The following is a 14,461-nucleotide window of genomic DNA, read 5'->3' on the forward strand; positions in this document are numbered from 1 at the left end:
TCGAAACGGTTCGAGCCGGGGCGGTGGGGCTTTGCTTTTCGGCGGTGGCGGAGGGGCCGGCGTGTCCCGACGCCAGAACTATCGAACCCTGAAACGAATTTGACTGGAGAGGTCAGAAAATGAACATCAAGAGCCTTCTTCTCGGCTCCGCCGCGGCCCTGGTCGCGGTCTCGGGTGCGCGGGCGGCCGACGCCGTCGTCGTCGCAGAGCCGGAACCGGCCGAATATGTCCGCATCTGCGACGTCTACGGCGCCGGCTATTTCTACATCCCCGGCACCGAGACCTGCCTGCGCGTCGGCGGCTACATCCGCTACGACGCCGGCTTCGGCGACGTGGGTGCGAAGGGTGGACGCAACACCGTGGACGTGCTGAACGGAGACGATCAGCATAGCTGGAACAAGCTGACCCGCTTCGCGCTGAGGACCTACACCGGCCAGGAGACGGAACTCGGCACCCTCAAGACCTTCACCGAAACCCGTTTCAACTTCAAGAACGGCGGGACGGAGGTCGACGCCCACTTCGCGTGGATCCAGCTCGGCGGCCTGCGCATCGGCGCCGACGAGACGGCTTACGACACCTTCATCGGTTATGCCGGCAACGTCGTCAACGACACGCTGATTCCTTATGGCGTCAAAGAGACCAACCTGATCAGCTACACCTTCGACGCAGGCAGCGGGTTCTCTGCGCTCGTTTCGCTGGAACAGGGGTCGGGCAAGGCTTCCCGCGTGACGCGGCCCGGAGACACATGGGTTTCCGCCGACAACACGATCGACAGCTATGTTCCGCACGTCGTGGGCGGTGCCAAGTACAAGGGCGACTGGGGCTCGATCACGGGCGTCGTTGCCTACAACAGCAATTTCGAGGAGTGGGCCGGCAAGATTCGCCTCGACGTGAAGGCGTCCAGCGACCTCTCGCTGTTCGTGATGGGCGGCTATGGCAGCGACAAGCACATCGACCGCAATTTCTACAAGCCGTGGGGCGGCAACTGGGCCGTCTGGGGTGGCGGCACCTACAAGGTCAACGAGAAGGCGGCGTTCAACGCGCAGGTCTCGTATGACGACAACAAGACGCTCGCCGTCGCGGCCAACGTCGCCTACACCATCGTTCCGGGCTTCACCATCACTCCGGAACTTGATTTCGTGCGCGAAGGCAACTGGGGCAAGGCCGATTATCTGGGCTCCTGGACGAAGGCCGACCGGAAGAACTCCTGGGGCGGTATCGTCCGCTTCCAGCGCTCCTTCTGAGCCTGAACCGACTGCGGGGGCATAAGCCTCTCAAAACGGCCCGTGGTGATCGCCACGGGCCGTTCCCGTTTCAGGGCGCCTGCCGTCGGGTGAGATCGCCTGGCGCCGCACGGATGCGGCGGAAGCAAATAGATGGCGCGAGACAAGCAAGCGGAAGCGAACGCATCTTGCTCTCTCGGCCCGACGCGCCGACAATCCGGCCATGGAATGGCGCGACGAGGGAATCATCCTGGGCACCCGCAGGCATGGCGAAACCAGCGCCATACTGGAGGTGATGACGCGCGCGCACGGCCGCCACCTCGGCCTCGTGCGCGGCGGCCGCTCGCGGCGGCTCCAGCCCGTGCTCCAGCCCGGCAACAAGGTCGATCTCATCTGGCGCGCGCGCCTGGACGAGCACCTCGGCATGTTCCAGGCCGAGCCGCTGGAGATGAACGCCGCCCGGCTGTTGGACAGCGCCGTCGCCGTCTACGGCTTGCAGCTTCTGGCCGCGCATCTGCGGCTGCTGCCGGAGCGCGACACCCATGCCGGCCTCTACGAGACGCTTGCCGTCGTGATCGGCAATCTGGGCGATGCCGACCTCGCCGGCGAACTGGTGGCGCGCTTCGAATTGCTCGTGCTGGACGAACTCGGCTTCGGCCTCGACCTGACCCGCTGCGCGGCGACCGGCACACGGTCCGATCTCGTCTACGTCTCGCCGAAATCCGGCCGCGCCGTCTCGCGCGAGGCGGGTGCGCCCTGGCACGACAGGATGCTGCCGCTGCCGGCCTTCCTGCAGCGGGGCGTTTCCCTGCGCGCCGACCAGGCCGCGGTGGAGGACGCCTTCCGGCTGGCCGGCTTCTTCTTCGCCCGCCATGTCTACGAGCCGCGCGGCATGGAGGAGCCGGGCGCGCGCGGCGGCTTTCTGGCGGCGCTGCGCAGGCACCATGGGGCCACGCCGGTTCTGCCCGGAGAAACGGCCGCATGAAGCGAAGCGGTTGCATGAAACGATGACGCGCCGGGAATAAACCGGCCGGTGGCGTCGTTATCGCCATGGTTGAAACAGAGTTTGGCTTGGGTGATCGAGTGGCCGGCCGCGCCGGGGCATCCATGGACGACAGGAAGGCAGCGATTCTTGCCGAAATACCGCGCCTGCGCCGCTACGCGCGCGCGCTGCTGCGCGACCGTGACGCCGCCGACGATCTCGTCCAGGACAGCCTGGAACGTGCCCTGGTCAGGCTCGACAATTGGCAGAGCGGGGAAAGCCCCCGCAAATGGCTGTTCACGATCATGCATCACCTCTTCATCGATCAGATGCGCAAGGCCGGCCGCCGCGGCGAGGCGGCCATGCTGCCGCTGGAGGCCGGCGAGGCGGTCGCGGTGCCGGCCGAGCAACTGGACAACGTCGCCTCGCGCGAGATCGTCGATGCCTTGCAGGCCATCAGCCCGGATCGGCGCGCGGCGCTGGTCATGGTCGGCATCGAAGGCTTCTCCTATGCGGAGGCTGCCGGCATACTCGGTGTCCCGGCCGGCACGCTGATGTCGCGCATCGCCCGCGGCCGCGAGGATCTGCGCGCCCTGCTCGAAGACGCCACCCGCCGCCGCACGATCAGGATCGTCGAGAAATGAGCGGCCGCGATTTTTCCGAACGCGACATCCATCTGGCGCTCGATGGCGAGATGCCGGCGGACGAGCGCGCCGCCTTCGAGGCATGGCTGGAGGCGCATCCGGACATGAAGGCGAAGAATTTCCGCTTCGCCTCCGACCGGGCTGCAATGCAGGCCGCTTTCGCCAGGGTTCCGGACGAGCCGGTGCCGGCGCGCCTGTCGGGCGCGGTGCTGGGCGAACCGGCGCGGCGCGGCGCTTCTTCCCGGTCGCGCTGGTGGCTGGCGGCCGCCGCGGTCCTGCTCCTCGGCGTTGGCGGGCTCGGCGGCTATGCTGCCGGCGTCAGCGGCATGGGCCGCCAGGAGGACACCGCCGCGGATCAGTTCGCTGAGGAGGCGATCGCCGCCCATGTCGTCTACGCCGCGGAGCAGCGTCATGCCGTCGATGTGCCCGCCAGCGACAAGGCCCATATGCAGGACTGGCTTTCCAGGCGGGTCGGCGTGAAGCTCGTCGCGCCCGATCTCGCCGCCGAGGGTTTCGAACTGGTCGGCGGGCGGCTGCTGCCGGCCGGCGCGAACAAGGCTGCGATGCTCCTCTATGACGACGGCAGCGGCAATCGCGTCTCCATCTTCGTTACGGCCGAGGCCGGGGGCGCGGCGCGCGGCACCTATGCCGAAGCAAGCAACGGTCCGCGCGCCGTTTACTGGACGGAAGGCGGCTATGGCTGCGCCGTGGTCGGATCGGTGGCCGAAAACCGGCTGGACGAGGTCGCCGATAGCGCCTATCGCCAGCTTCTCTCCGCCAGGCAGAGCTGAGTTCCGGGCAGCCCCCGGCGCCGCCCGAAACCCGCCTTTACGTTCAACGCCTTCGTGAGGAGCAGTGCGCGGGCAACGTCACAATTCGGCCCGAATCGAGGCGCGAAAGCGAATCCGGCGTATTGCCTTGCGAGGCGGTTGCGTCGGCATTTCGATCGGGGCTATCCATCAAGCGACTCGAGGTTTTCGAACCCTCATGCCTGCCGCCATCCGCTCGGCCCGCGCGTCCGACGTCGATGACCTCGCCGCCATCGAGAAGGCCGTTTTCCAGGGCGACCGCATCTCCCGCCGCTCCTTCCGCAAGCTGATCGAGCGCGACACCGCCGAAACCCTGATCGCGGAGAACGACGGCCACGTGGCAGGCTACGCGATCGTGCTGTTTCGCAAGGGCAGCGCCGTGGCGCGCCTCTATTCCATCGCGACGGGGCCCGAATTCGCCGGGCGGGGCACGGGGCGCGCGCTGCTGGCCGCCGCCGAGGAAGCGGCCTACCGCCACAGCCGCATGATGCTGCGGCTCGAGGTCCGCGAGGACAATGAGCGGGCGATCCGCATCTACGAGCAGGCCGGCTACCGCAGGATCGGCCGCGAACCCGACTATTACGAGGACGGCGAGGCCGCGCTCCGCTACGAAAAGACGCTGCGCGGCGGCGTGCCGGCGGCGACCACGGTGCCGTTCTACGAGCAGACCAGCGATTTCACCTGCGGTCCCTGCTGCCTGATGATGGCCATGGCCAATTTCGATTCCGGCTTCGTGCCGGACCCGGTCATGGAAATCCGCCTGTGGCGGGAGGCGACCACGGTGTTCATGATGTCCGGGCCGGGCGGTTGCGAGCCCTTCGGCCTCGCCGTCGCCGCCCGCGACAACGGCCTGTCGGCGGAAATCTTCGTGTCCTTCTACGGCGCGCTGTTCCTGCAATCGGTGCGCAGCGAGGAAAAGCGCCGGGTCATGGAACTGGCGCAGGTCGATTTCCGCCGCCGCGCCGAAGCCCACGGCATTCCGGTCAACTACCGCGCCTTCGTGCTCGACGACATCCGCGCCGCGATCGCGGGAGGCAAGCTGGTGCTGGTGCTGATCAGCGGCTTCCTCATGTTCGGCAAGAAGGTGCCCCATTGGGTGCTGGCGATCGGCGACGACGGCGGCCACATCCTGATCCACGACCCGTGGGTCGAGGACGAGCGGGAGGAGACGGCCGCCGACGCGGCCAACATTCCCGTTCCCTATGCCTCCTTCATGACCATGGCGCAGTTCGGCCGGGACGGATTGCGCGCCGCCATAATATTGGGGAAGCGCGACGAAAGATGACCTGGGTCATACTCACCGGTCGCCAGAACGACCTCGGCCACGCGGCGACGCCGCACAAGATCATCACCAACCGGGACTATCTCGCCCATCCGGCGCTGTTTCGGGGGCAGCGCCCCAAGGTCATCAACCTGTCCAACAATTACGGCTACCAGAGCCGCGGCTACTACGCCTCGCTGCTGGCCTCCTCGCGCGGGCACAGGGTGATCCCGACGGTCGAGACCATGATCGACCTGTCGGAGCGCAAGCTCTACGAGCACGCCTTGCCGGAGCTGGAACTGGCGCTCAACAAGTGCCGCAAGGAACTCGGCGGCAGCTTTCCGGCCAAGGTCCATGTCTTCTTCGGCATCGGCCCCTCGAAGGCCTGGGACCGCTTCGCCCGGCTGCTATTCGACTGGTTCCGCGCCCCCGCGCTCGAAGTCGCGATCGCCGACGGCGACGGCTGGGCCACCATCCGCAAGATCGGCTTCTACCCGCTCGGCCGCATGAGCGAGGAGGACAAGCAGCGCTTCGCCCACTGCCTTGAAACCTATACCGGCCGCGAATGGCGCGATTCGAAGGCGCGCACGCCGGCCCGCTACACCTTCGCGACGCTGGTCGATCCGCACGAGGAATTGCCGCCCTCGCAGATCTCTTCCCTGCGCCACTGGGCCAAGATCGCCGAGAAGATGGGCGTGGAGGTGGAGCCGATCACCAGGCGCGACCTGGCCAAGCTCGCCAATTACGATGCGCTGTTCATCCGCGAGACCACCACGATCTCCAACCACACCTACCGCTTCGCCCGCCGGGCCCAGCAGGAGGGCATGCCGGTCATCGACGACCCTCTGTCGATGATCCGCTGCACCAACAAGGTCTACCTGAACGAACTGATGACCAGCCACAAGGTGCCGGTGCCGCCGACGGTGATGATCGCCGGCCTCTCGGACCTGGACGCGGCGGCGCAGACGCTCGGCTTTCCGCTGGTGCTGAAGATTCCCGACAGCGCCTTCTCGCGCGGCGTGAAGAAATGCGCGAATGTCGAGGAATTGAAGGCGCTGGCGAGCGAATGGCTGGAGGATTCCGACCTTCTGATCGCGCAGAAATTCATTCCCACCGAATATGACTGGCGCATCGGCGTGCTCGGCGGCCAGCCGCTGTTCGCCGTGCATTACCTCATGGCCAAGAAGCACTGGCAGATCGTCAACCACAAGGCCAACGGCAAGGCCGAGGAGGGCGGCTTCAAGTCCTTCACGCTGAAGGAGACGCCGTCGCATGTGGTGGAGACGGCGGTCAGGGCCGCGCGCTGCATCGGCGACGGGCTCTACGGCGTGGACCTGAAGGAGACGAAGGACGGCATCTTCGTCATCGAGGTCAACGACAATCCCAATCTCGACCATGGCTGCGAGGACGCGGGCGAGAAGGACGAGGTCTGGACGCGCCTGACGCAATGGTTCCTCGACAGGCTGGACCGCCCCGGGCGCTGAACGGCCGCTTGCGCCGCATGGGCGGTCCGTGCTCATCTCGACGCCGAAAGGTGTCCGTATGATCGAGATTTCCGTTACTTGCGGGAGGCTCTTGCGATGAGCCGCCGCGTGATCGTGGTCGGCGCCGGCATCGTCGGAGCCTCTATCGCCTTCCATCTGGCGCGCGCCGGGGCGCAGGTGACGTTGCTGGACGCCGCCCAGCCCGGCGGCGTGGCGACGGCCGGTTCCTGGGGCTGGATCAACGCCAGCGCCGGCAATCCCGAACCCTATGTGCGGCTGCGCATGCGTTCGATGGAGCTATGGCGCGCGCTTGCCCGCGACTTGGCCGAACTGGACGTCGCCTGGAGCGGCGGGCTGTTGTGGGACATGCCGCCGGCCGAACTGGAAGCCTATGCGCGCGAACATTCGGCCTGGGGCTATCCGGCCAGGCTTGTCGACCGCAAGGCCATATCCGCGCTGGAACCGGGGTTGAAAAACCCGCCCGAACTGGCCGTGCATGTCGCCGCCGAAGGCGTCGTAGAGCCCGTCCACGCCGCGAAAACGCTGGCCGGGGCGGCGGCGGCGCTCGGTGTCCGGACGGTTACGGGCAGGCCGGCCACCGCCTTGCGGGTCGATGGACGCCGCATCGCCGGCCTGGAAACGGCGGCCGGCCTCATGGAGGCGGACGAGATCGTCGTCGCGGCCGGCGTGGCGACGCCCGCGCTTCTGGCCTCCGCCGGCATCGGCCTGCCGATCGACGCTCCGCCCGGCCTGCTCGTCGTCAGCAAGCCGGCGCCGAAACTGCTCAACGGGCTGGCGATGGCGCCGGAACTGCATATGCGCCAGCGGGCGGACGGCTGCTTGGTCGCGGGGGCCGACTTCGGCGGCACCGATCCGGGCACTGACCCTGAAGGCGAGGCTGCCGCCACCTTCGCGGCCTTGCGCGGCCTGCTGCGCTCGGGCGAGGCGCTCGAATTCAGCCATTTCACCGTCGGTGCGCGGCCGACGCCCGCGGACGGCTTTCCGGCCGTGGGCCGCATCCGCGGCGTCGAGGGTCTTTACGTCGCCGTCACCCATTCCGGCGTGACGCTGGCCCCGGCCATCGGCCGGTTCGTGACGGAGGAACTGCTGGAGGGCCGCCGCGATCCGCTGCTTGCGTCCTACAGCCCGGACCGTTTCGCGTCCGGCTGAGCGCGCATCGCCTCGATGGCGGAAAACCGCTGGATGAAGGCTTTTTGCGCCCATGTCACCGGGCGCGGGGCAAGGTCCAGCCGGTCGGGCGAGAAGCCGCGCGGACGGCCGAAGAATTCGCCCGCTTCCTTCAGCGAAAAGCCCGCCAGCAGCGTGGCCTCGAAATAGGCGGCGATCTGGTCGGCGCGCTTGATGTCCCTCTTCAGGGTGGCCGACAGTTCGGCCGGCAGCGAAAAGCGCAGATGGATGGCGCGCTGGAGGCGCTGCTCGCACTCCTTGTAGCTGCCGCCCATGACGGATTTGAACGGCGAGATCATGTCGCCGATCACATATTCGGGCGCGTCGTGCAGCAGCGCGGCCAGCCGTGCCTCGGGCGTGGCCTGAGGCACGATCTCGCAAAACAGGGATTCGACCAGCAGCGAATGCTGCGCCACCGAGAAGGCATGGTCGCCGCCGGTCTGGCCGTTCCAGCGGGCGACGCGGGCGAGCCCGTGGGCGATGTCGGAAATCTCCACGTCGAGCGGCGAGGGATCGAGCAGGTCCAGCCGCCGCCCCGAAAGCATCCGCTGCCATGCGCGCGGCGGCGCGCCCGCACGATCGGCCGCCATCAGGCTTCCTCTGCGCCGGCCCGGGCGGTTTCTTCGGGGGCGGTTTCGGGGAAGGTGAAGCTGGCCCATTCCGGGATGGCGAGCGTGACCGGAACCTCGCCGGCGAGGATCGGCTTGCCGGCGTCCAGCGCCGCCTTGACGCGGTCGATGCGCGCGATCGCCAGTCCTGAAGTGCCGGAAACGGAGCCCAGCGTGCCGACAGGCCGCCCGTCCACCGTGAGTTCGGTGCCGGAGGCGGGCAGGGCGCTTTGCGCCGAGACCAGCAGCACCCGCCGCCGCGCCGTGCCGCGATGCTGCATGCGCGACACCACTTCCTGCCCGACATAGCAGCCCTTCCGGAAGCCGACGCCGCCGCTCTGGTCGAGCAGCACGTCGTGCGGAAAGGTGTCGCCCAGCGCGTAGTCCTGGCCGCTTTCGGCCACGCCATGGGCGATGCGGTAGGCATGCCAGCCGGCAAGGTCGGCGTCGCCGGCGGCCCGCCCGTAGCCGCGCCGGACGGAGCCGTCGGCAAAGCGCGTGTCGACGACGGAATCTGAATCGGTTTCGGAAGGGCTTGAATCTTCCCGCCACGAAACGGCGACAAGCGCCTGATCCGCCTTGGCGATTTCGGCTTTGGCGCGCAGCCTGTAGAGCGTCAGCCGGCGGGCGAAATCGTCGGCGCTGTCGGCCCGGCATTCCAGTCGGAACCCGTCCTCGCCGTCGCGTGAGATCAGGAAATCGAACAGGATCTTGCCTTGCGGCGTCAACAATGCGCCGGGCTTGGCCTCGCCGGGTTTCAGCCTGTCGAGATCGACGGTCAGGATGTTTTGCAGAAAATGCTCGGCGTCCGGGCCGGAAACGGTGACGAGCGCGCGATCCTTGAGAAGGGCTGAGGGCATATGCGGGGGCGGCCTGATCTTGCAAAACGGTCGGCCATTACGTAAGCCGGCCGCATCTTCCCCGCAAGAGAGCCGGCACCCCATGGCACAGACCTACGACCTCATCCTGACAGGCGGCACGGTGGTCAACCAGGACGGCCAGGGCCTGCGCGACATCGGCGTGCTGGGCGGGCGCATTGCGGCCATCGGCGATTTGTCCCGGGCATCGGCCGGCGAGACGATCGACTGCCGCGGCCTGCACATCCTGCCGGGCGTCGTGGACAGCCAGGTGCATTTCCGCGAGCCGGGGCTGGAACACAAGGAAGATCTTGAAAGCGGTTCGCGCGCGGCCGTGCTGGGCGGCGTCACCGCCGTTTTCGAGATGCCCAACACCAATCCGCTGACCACCAGCGAGGCAGCGCTGGCCGACAAGCTGCGCCGCGCCACCGGCCGCATGCATTGCGATTTCGCCTTCTGGGTCGGCGGCACGCGTGACAACGCCAGGGACGTCGGCGAGCTGGAGCGCCTGCCGGGCGCCGCCGGCATCAAGGTGTTCATGGGCTCTTCCACCGGCGACCTGCTGGTCGAGGACGACGAGGGCGTGGCCTCGATCCTGCGCAACACCCGCCGCCGCGCCGCCTTCCATTCGGAGGACGAGTTCCGCCTGCGCGAACGGCTCGGCGAGCGCATCGAGAACGATCCGTCTTCGCACCCGGTCTGGCGCGACGAGATCGCGGCGCTGACCTGCACGCAGCGGCTGGTGCGCATCGCCCGCGCCGCGCGGGCCCGTATCCACGTGCTGCACATCTCCACCGCCGAGGAGATCGCCTTCCTGGAGCATCACAAGGACGTCGCCACCTGCGAGGCGACGCCGCACCACCTGACCATGAGCGCAGACGACTATGCGCGCCTCGGCACCCTGCTCCAGATGAACCCGCCGGTGCGCAGCCGCCGCCATCGCGACGGCATCTGGCACGGCATCTCGCAGGGCGTCGTGGACGTGCTCGGTTCCGACCACGCTCCGCATACGCTGGAGGAGAAGGCGAAGAAATATCCGGCCTCGCCCTCGGGCATGACGGGCGTGCAGACGCTGGTGCCGATCATGCTCGACCACGTCAATGCCGGCCGGCTGACGCTGGAGCGTTTCGTCGATCTGTCCAGCCATGGCCCGCAACGCATCTTCGGCATGGCGCGCAAGGGCCGAATCGCCGCCGGCTACGATGCCGACTTCACCATCGTGGACCTGAAGCGCCGCGAGACCATCACCAACGCGCAGCAGGGGTCGAAGGCCGGCTGGACGCCCTATGACGGCAGGCAGGTCACCGGCTGGCCGGTCGGCACGCTTATCCGCGGCAGCCGCGTGATGTGGGAGGGCGAGATCGTCGCGCCCGGACAGGGCAGGGCGGTCGAGTTTTCCGAGGCGCTGCCGGTCTAGGCACCGTCTCCGCTCTCGCAATAGGCGGCGAGATTCTCCAGCGACGAGTTCAGCCCCTTGGCGTGGTCCTCGGCGCTAATGCCTTCCGGCACGTCCTCGCACGTGACGCTGACGAATGTGCCGAGAATGTCGGGATTGAGTTCCCAGATCATCGTCATCGTTCCTGCGAAGGAGGGGTCGGCGGACTCGAAGCGCAGGCGTTGCACGATCCGCCGGTCCGGTATCAGTTCCACGAACTCGCCGCGCACGACGTCGGAGTGTTCCGAGGTCTTGCCGCGCGTCGCATGGTCGTCGCTGTAGGTCAGCGTCATCCAGAAACGGCCGCCCGGAGTTGGCTCGAAAGCGTCCAGTGCCCCGGCCATGCCCTTGGGCGGCAGCCATTGCAGCAAGGCCGCCGGATCGACGAAGGCCGCGTAGACCGCGTGCGGCGGCGCCTGGATGGCTTTCGAGGCGGTGTCGGTTCTTGCCATGGTATCCTCCGTGATCGTCGGGCGTCACGGCGGGGCAGGTCGCGGTCCCTAGTCCCCCGCCACGAAGAAGGCCCAGCGCCCCTGCGGCGTGATGCCGACGCGGTAGAAGATGTAGGCGCCGAACTGTTTCATGTCGTCATAGTCGCCGGCGGTGACGATCTTGAACAGTTCCACCCGCTGCTGCGCGGACAGCTTGTCCAGCGGCAGGGCGAAGAAATAGGGCCACACGTAAAGCTCTTCCGGTTTGCCGGCATCGAGGTGGACATAGCCGGCGTCCAGCACCTCTTCCATGATGGCGAGGATTTCCTGGCCCTCGGTGTCGCCCGAAAGCCCCTTGAGGAACTCGATCACGTCGCCGTCCACCTCGGTCAGCGACAGCTGGGTCTGGGAATTGCCGGTGCCGATCAGCGGGCGCAGCTTCTCGATGTCGCCGCTCTTGCAGGCCGCGACGATGAGGTCGTGCATGCGCCGCACCGGCTCCGGCAGCTTGGAAAGGTCGTACATCACTTCCGGCATCGGGGCGTTCGGATCGACCCGCGGGCTGGTGACGCCGCCGGCACCGGGTACGGCCGGCTCGACCTGTTCCGGTTCCTGCTGGCCGGGGGAGGCCGGCTCCTTGGAGGGCGAATTCGGCCGCGTGATGGGGTCGGGCATCGGCACGGCGGGGCCGGGCGCGGATTCGCTCTGCTCGCCGGCGGGCGGCTTTGCCGGGGCTTCCTCGCGCTTGATCTCCGACAAGGCAAGCGCGGGATGGGTCATGCCGAAAAGGGCCGGAGGAAAGACGCCCGCCACAAGCAGGCTCAGGCCGAGCGCGGTGCCGGAAGAAAGGTTGCGCAGCCTGCGTGAAGCCACCCGCTTGCATGAAACCGGAAAAACCACCGACCGCTTCTCCGTGCTGCCGGGCCGCCGGCCCGGTCGATGCGCCATCGAGCGGGAGTGCTTCTCCCCGCCCGAGCCGTGCCGGTTCAGTGCCGCGTCTGATCTGGCACGAACGCGCCGGCCACCACCTTTTCACGCATCCTGTCGAGCAGGGCAAGGGCCGCGGTCTCTCCGTTCGCCCGCAACATTTCGCCGAATGCCGTTTCCAGCGCTGCCTCGGCGATGATGTCCGGTTCTATCCCGGCCGAGAGCCCTTCGGCCCACGCCTCGCAGTGGCTTTCGACGGCGGTGAGGCGCTTTTCCTCGCGCACCATGGCGTCGATATCGCTGATTGTGTGTTCCATACGCAACATCCACCCTTAACAAGCGGTGATCCCTACAATTCGGATCAAACTTGAGGCGTCCCTTTAATGTCCCATTAATGGTTCTAGCACAGCCCTGCGCGCGTGTGCGACCGCTTTGCCGGACAAAGTTAATGGCCTGTTAAAACTAACGGCCGGGCGTGGCTCAATTGCCATAGCGCGAGGCGATGTCGCGCGAGAGCTGCTCGCCCTCCGACATGTAGCGCGAGATGGCGGCAACGGCCTGGTCCGTGCATTGCGTGTAGACGCCGTCGAACGAGCGGTAGCCGCGATTGAAGCTGGCGATGAAGCGGGCGCGGCGCTCCGGATCGGGCTTTTCCGATTGCAGCAGCTTTTCCATCTCCGCGCGCCACTGGTCGCCCTTTTCGCCGCACAGGTTGCGCAGGAAATGCAGCGAGCCGAGAATTTCGGCTAGCCGCATCAGGCCCGGCTCGAACGGCGCCTCCGCCGCGCGCGCGGGAAGTGCGGCGAGCGCCATGCCGGCTGCGACGATAAGGGAAAGGACGGGCGAGGCGCGCTTCATGGCCTGTTGTGGCCAAGCAATCCGCTCGCCGCAAGGCCCATCGGGCCGCACACCCAGGAATCTGGCCGATGCCGCACTCAAGCGCCGGACTTCCCGCCCATTATCAGCGCGCGCGCGATGGGCAGCACCGAGTCCGCCAGCGGCAGCACCGCAATCTCGGCCAGCGTATAGAAGGCCGCGCTTTCGGCGTCGTCGGCGGCGATCGCCTCGCCGCCGACATGGACGGCGCCGAACACGGTCAGGCGATAGTCGACCGGGTGGCCTTCGCCGGAGCCTTCGATGAAGATCGTCTCCAGCGGCCGGAACCCGTCGGCCTCGAGCCCGGTTTCTTCGAGGAGTTCGCGCCGCGCCGCCTCTTCCAGCGTCTCGCCCGGCTCCACCTTGCCGCCCGGGAAGGCATAGAGCCCCTGCGAGGGCGGCAGCGCGCGCTTGACCAGAAGCACGCGCCCGCCGCGCAGCACGGCGACCGAGACGGCCGGCACTTCCCTTCTTGCTTCCATGGCGCTCTGTTGCCGGGGCAGACCTCTGTGGACGGATGTTCGATGTCGAGCTTTAACGGTTGCGGCGTCGGGCTTCCACCACCACCTTTGTCTGCGACCGAAATTCGAGTTCGAGCCCGGGACCATGTGCGGACGCTTTGCCCTCACTGCGACGACGGACCAGACGGCGGCCTTCCTCGGCCTGGCCGAACTGGAGGAATTTCCGGCGCGCTACAACATCGCCCCGACCCAGCCGATCCTCGCCGTGCTGTCCGCCGGGCCGCAGGCGCCGGGCTCCAACCGGCCGGATCGCGCCGCCATGCTGGTGCGCTGGGGGCTCATTCCGGCCTGGGTGAAGGAGACGCGCGGCTTCCCGCTGCTGTTCAACGCGCGCTCGGAGAGCGTGGCCGAAAAGGCTTCCTTCCGCACGGCCATGCGCCACCGCCGCGCGCTGGTGCCGGCCTCCGGCTTCTACGAATGGCGGCAGGCCGGCGGGCGCAAGGGGCAGGCCTACTGGGTGCGGCCGAGGCACGGCGGACTCGTCGCCTTCGCCGCGCTGGTGGAAACCTATGCCGAGCCCGGCGGTTCGGAAATGGACACCTGCGCCATCGTGACGACGCATGCCAATGCCGACATCGCCGATATCCACGAGCGCATGCCCGTGGTGATCGGGCCGCAGGATTTTTCGCGATGGCTGGATTGCCGCACCCGGGAGCCGCGCCATGTGGCCGATCTGATGCGGCCGGCGGAACCGGGTTTCTTCGAAGCCGTTCCGGTATCGGACCTCGTCAACAAGGTCGCCAATACCGGGCCTGAGATTCAGGAGAAGTCCGTCGCGACGCAAGCGGGGGCAACCGCCAGGCAGAAGCCGCGCAAACCCGAAACCGACGACGGCCAGATGACGCTGTTCTGAAGCGCGGTGGCCCTACGCCGCCGGTCAGGCCGCACGCGGAGAAATGAATTTCTGCTTCGTCTGCTTTTTCTTCTCGGTATGAAGAAGCGCGGCTACGATCGCAGCCGGCCCGATCGCCCGATAGTTGCTGGCGAGCGTGGATTTCTTGGATTGCTTGTCGTCTTTCTTCTGACGTGACATGTTGAACCTTCCCCTAAAGCGCATTCTCACATCGGGTTACTATCATGTTGGCGGATTCTGCCGAAATCATGACGTGATTGGCTCTATCCTGTGAATGTTTCATCTGAGTGCCGACATGTTTAATAAAATGTTTCAAACCTTATCCGGCGTCGCTGGAGCCGGGCTTTCGTCGCAACTTGCGA

At 67.2% G+C, this 14,461-nt stretch carries 17 protein-coding genes; 9 read left to right on the forward strand and 8 right to left on the reverse strand.

From position 1 onward, the window contains the following. The first annotated feature begins 119 nt into the window (after window positions 1-119). The 7 genes from QU595_RS04795 to QU595_RS04825 all read left to right on the forward strand — a co-directional run bounded on the left by QU595_RS04795 (window position 120) and on the right by QU595_RS04825 (window position 7,573). Window positions 120-1,244 carry a porin gene (locus tag QU595_RS04795; protein WP_315919539.1) on the forward strand — a complete coding sequence of 375 codons (1,125 nt, stop codon included), beginning with the start codon at window positions 120-122 and terminating at the stop codon, window positions 1,242-1,244. A gap of 202 nt (window positions 1,245-1,446) precedes the next feature. Beyond that, entirely contained in the window at window positions 1,447-2,208 is a 762-nt protein-coding gene (gene recO, locus QU595_RS04800) for a DNA repair protein RecO (RefSeq protein WP_315919540.1), read from the forward strand. 122 nt (window positions 2,209-2,330) lie between these two features. Next, window positions 2,331-2,849 (forward strand): RNA polymerase sigma factor, encoded by a 519-nt coding sequence (locus QU595_RS04805; protein ID WP_315919542.1) that lies wholly within the window; start codon window positions 2,331-2,333, stop codon window positions 2,847-2,849. Then, window positions 2,846-3,640 (forward strand): anti-sigma factor, encoded by a 795-nt coding sequence (locus QU595_RS04810; RefSeq protein WP_315919544.1) that lies wholly within the window; start codon window positions 2,846-2,848, stop codon window positions 3,638-3,640. The genes QU595_RS04805 and QU595_RS04810 overlap by 4 nt, the downstream gene beginning before the upstream one ends. Before the next feature lie 196 nt (window positions 3,641-3,836). Beyond that, complete coding sequence (locus QU595_RS04815; protein ID WP_315919545.1) at window positions 3,837-4,943, forward strand: GNAT family N-acetyltransferase/peptidase C39 family protein; 1,107 nt, start codon at window positions 3,837-3,839, stop codon at window positions 4,941-4,943. Continuing rightward, window positions 4,940-6,403: a RimK family protein gene (locus QU595_RS04820; protein ID WP_315919546.1), complete on the forward strand. Its 1,464-nt coding sequence runs from the start codon at window positions 4,940-4,942 to the stop codon at window positions 6,401-6,403. The genes QU595_RS04815 and QU595_RS04820 overlap by 4 nt, the downstream gene beginning before the upstream one ends. Before the next feature lie 96 nt (window positions 6,404-6,499). After that, window positions 6,500-7,573 carry an FAD-binding oxidoreductase gene (locus tag QU595_RS04825; protein WP_315919547.1) on the forward strand — a complete coding sequence of 358 codons (1,074 nt, stop codon included), beginning with the start codon at window positions 6,500-6,502 and terminating at the stop codon, window positions 7,571-7,573. On the opposite strand, the gene QU595_RS04830 is transcribed toward QU595_RS04825, so the two are convergent. Further along, window positions 7,543-8,181, reverse strand: coding sequence for an HD family hydrolase (locus QU595_RS04830; protein WP_315919548.1), 639 nt, complete (start codon window positions 8,179-8,181; stop codon window positions 7,543-7,545). The two genes, QU595_RS04825 and QU595_RS04830, sit on opposite strands and share 31 nt — an antisense overlap. Then, window positions 8,181-9,059 carry a folate-binding protein YgfZ gene (locus tag QU595_RS04835; protein ID WP_315919549.1) on the reverse strand — a complete coding sequence of 293 codons (879 nt, stop codon included), beginning with the start codon at window positions 9,057-9,059 and terminating at the stop codon, window positions 8,181-8,183. The genes QU595_RS04830 and QU595_RS04835 overlap by 1 nt, the downstream gene beginning before the upstream one ends. Before the next feature lie 82 nt (window positions 9,060-9,141). Here QU595_RS04835 and QU595_RS04840 point away from each other — a divergent pair, with 82 nt between their 5' ends. After that, window positions 9,142-10,473 (forward strand): dihydroorotase, encoded by a 1,332-nt coding sequence (locus tag QU595_RS04840; RefSeq protein ID WP_315919550.1) that lies wholly within the window; start codon window positions 9,142-9,144, stop codon window positions 10,471-10,473. Here the strand turns inward: QU595_RS04840 and QU595_RS04845 are convergent. The 5 genes from QU595_RS04845 to QU595_RS04865 all read right to left on the reverse strand — a co-directional run bounded on the left by QU595_RS04845 (window position 10,470) and on the right by QU595_RS04865 (window position 13,207). Then, the gene (locus tag QU595_RS04845; protein ID WP_315919551.1) at window positions 10,470-10,943 is read right to left on the reverse strand and encodes an SRPBCC domain-containing protein; all 474 of its coding nucleotides are present in this window, start codon (window positions 10,941-10,943) and stop codon (window positions 10,470-10,472) included. The two genes, QU595_RS04840 and QU595_RS04845, sit on opposite strands and share 4 nt — an antisense overlap. Before the next feature lie 48 nt (window positions 10,944-10,991). Beyond that, window positions 10,992-11,702 carry a hypothetical protein gene (locus QU595_RS04850; protein ID WP_315920711.1) on the reverse strand — a complete coding sequence of 237 codons (711 nt, stop codon included), beginning with the start codon at window positions 11,700-11,702 and terminating at the stop codon, window positions 10,992-10,994. Window positions 11,703-11,908: 206 nt separating this feature from the next. Beyond that, the gene (locus QU595_RS04855; protein WP_315919552.1) at window positions 11,909-12,166 is read right to left on the reverse strand and encodes a hypothetical protein; all 258 of its coding nucleotides are present in this window, start codon (window positions 12,164-12,166) and stop codon (window positions 11,909-11,911) included. A gap of 163 nt (window positions 12,167-12,329) precedes the next feature. Then, window positions 12,330-12,707, reverse strand: a complete 378-nt coding sequence (locus QU595_RS04860) for a TIGR02301 family protein (protein ID WP_315919553.1) — start codon at window positions 12,705-12,707, stop codon at window positions 12,330-12,332. A gap of 77 nt (window positions 12,708-12,784) precedes the next feature. Beyond that, window positions 12,785-13,207, reverse strand: coding sequence for an NUDIX hydrolase (locus QU595_RS04865; protein WP_315919554.1), 423 nt, complete (start codon window positions 13,205-13,207; stop codon window positions 12,785-12,787). Between the two features lie 124 nt (window positions 13,208-13,331). Between QU595_RS04865 and QU595_RS04870 the strand changes: the two genes are divergently transcribed. Beyond that, window positions 13,332-14,099 carry an SOS response-associated peptidase gene (locus QU595_RS04870; RefSeq protein WP_315919555.1) on the forward strand — a complete coding sequence of 256 codons (768 nt, stop codon included), beginning with the start codon at window positions 13,332-13,334 and terminating at the stop codon, window positions 14,097-14,099. Between the two features lie 24 nt (window positions 14,100-14,123). On the opposite strand, the gene QU595_RS04875 is transcribed toward QU595_RS04870, so the two are convergent. Further along, window positions 14,124-14,279, reverse strand: a complete 156-nt coding sequence (locus QU595_RS04875) for a hypothetical protein (RefSeq protein ID WP_315919556.1) — start codon at window positions 14,277-14,279, stop codon at window positions 14,124-14,126. Window positions 14,280-14,461 lie beyond the last annotated feature (182 nt).

Source organism: Mesorhizobium sp. SP-1A (assembly GCF_032460275.1).
Classification (GTDB): Bacteria; Pseudomonadota; Alphaproteobacteria; order Rhizobiales; family Rhizobiaceae; genus Mesorhizobium.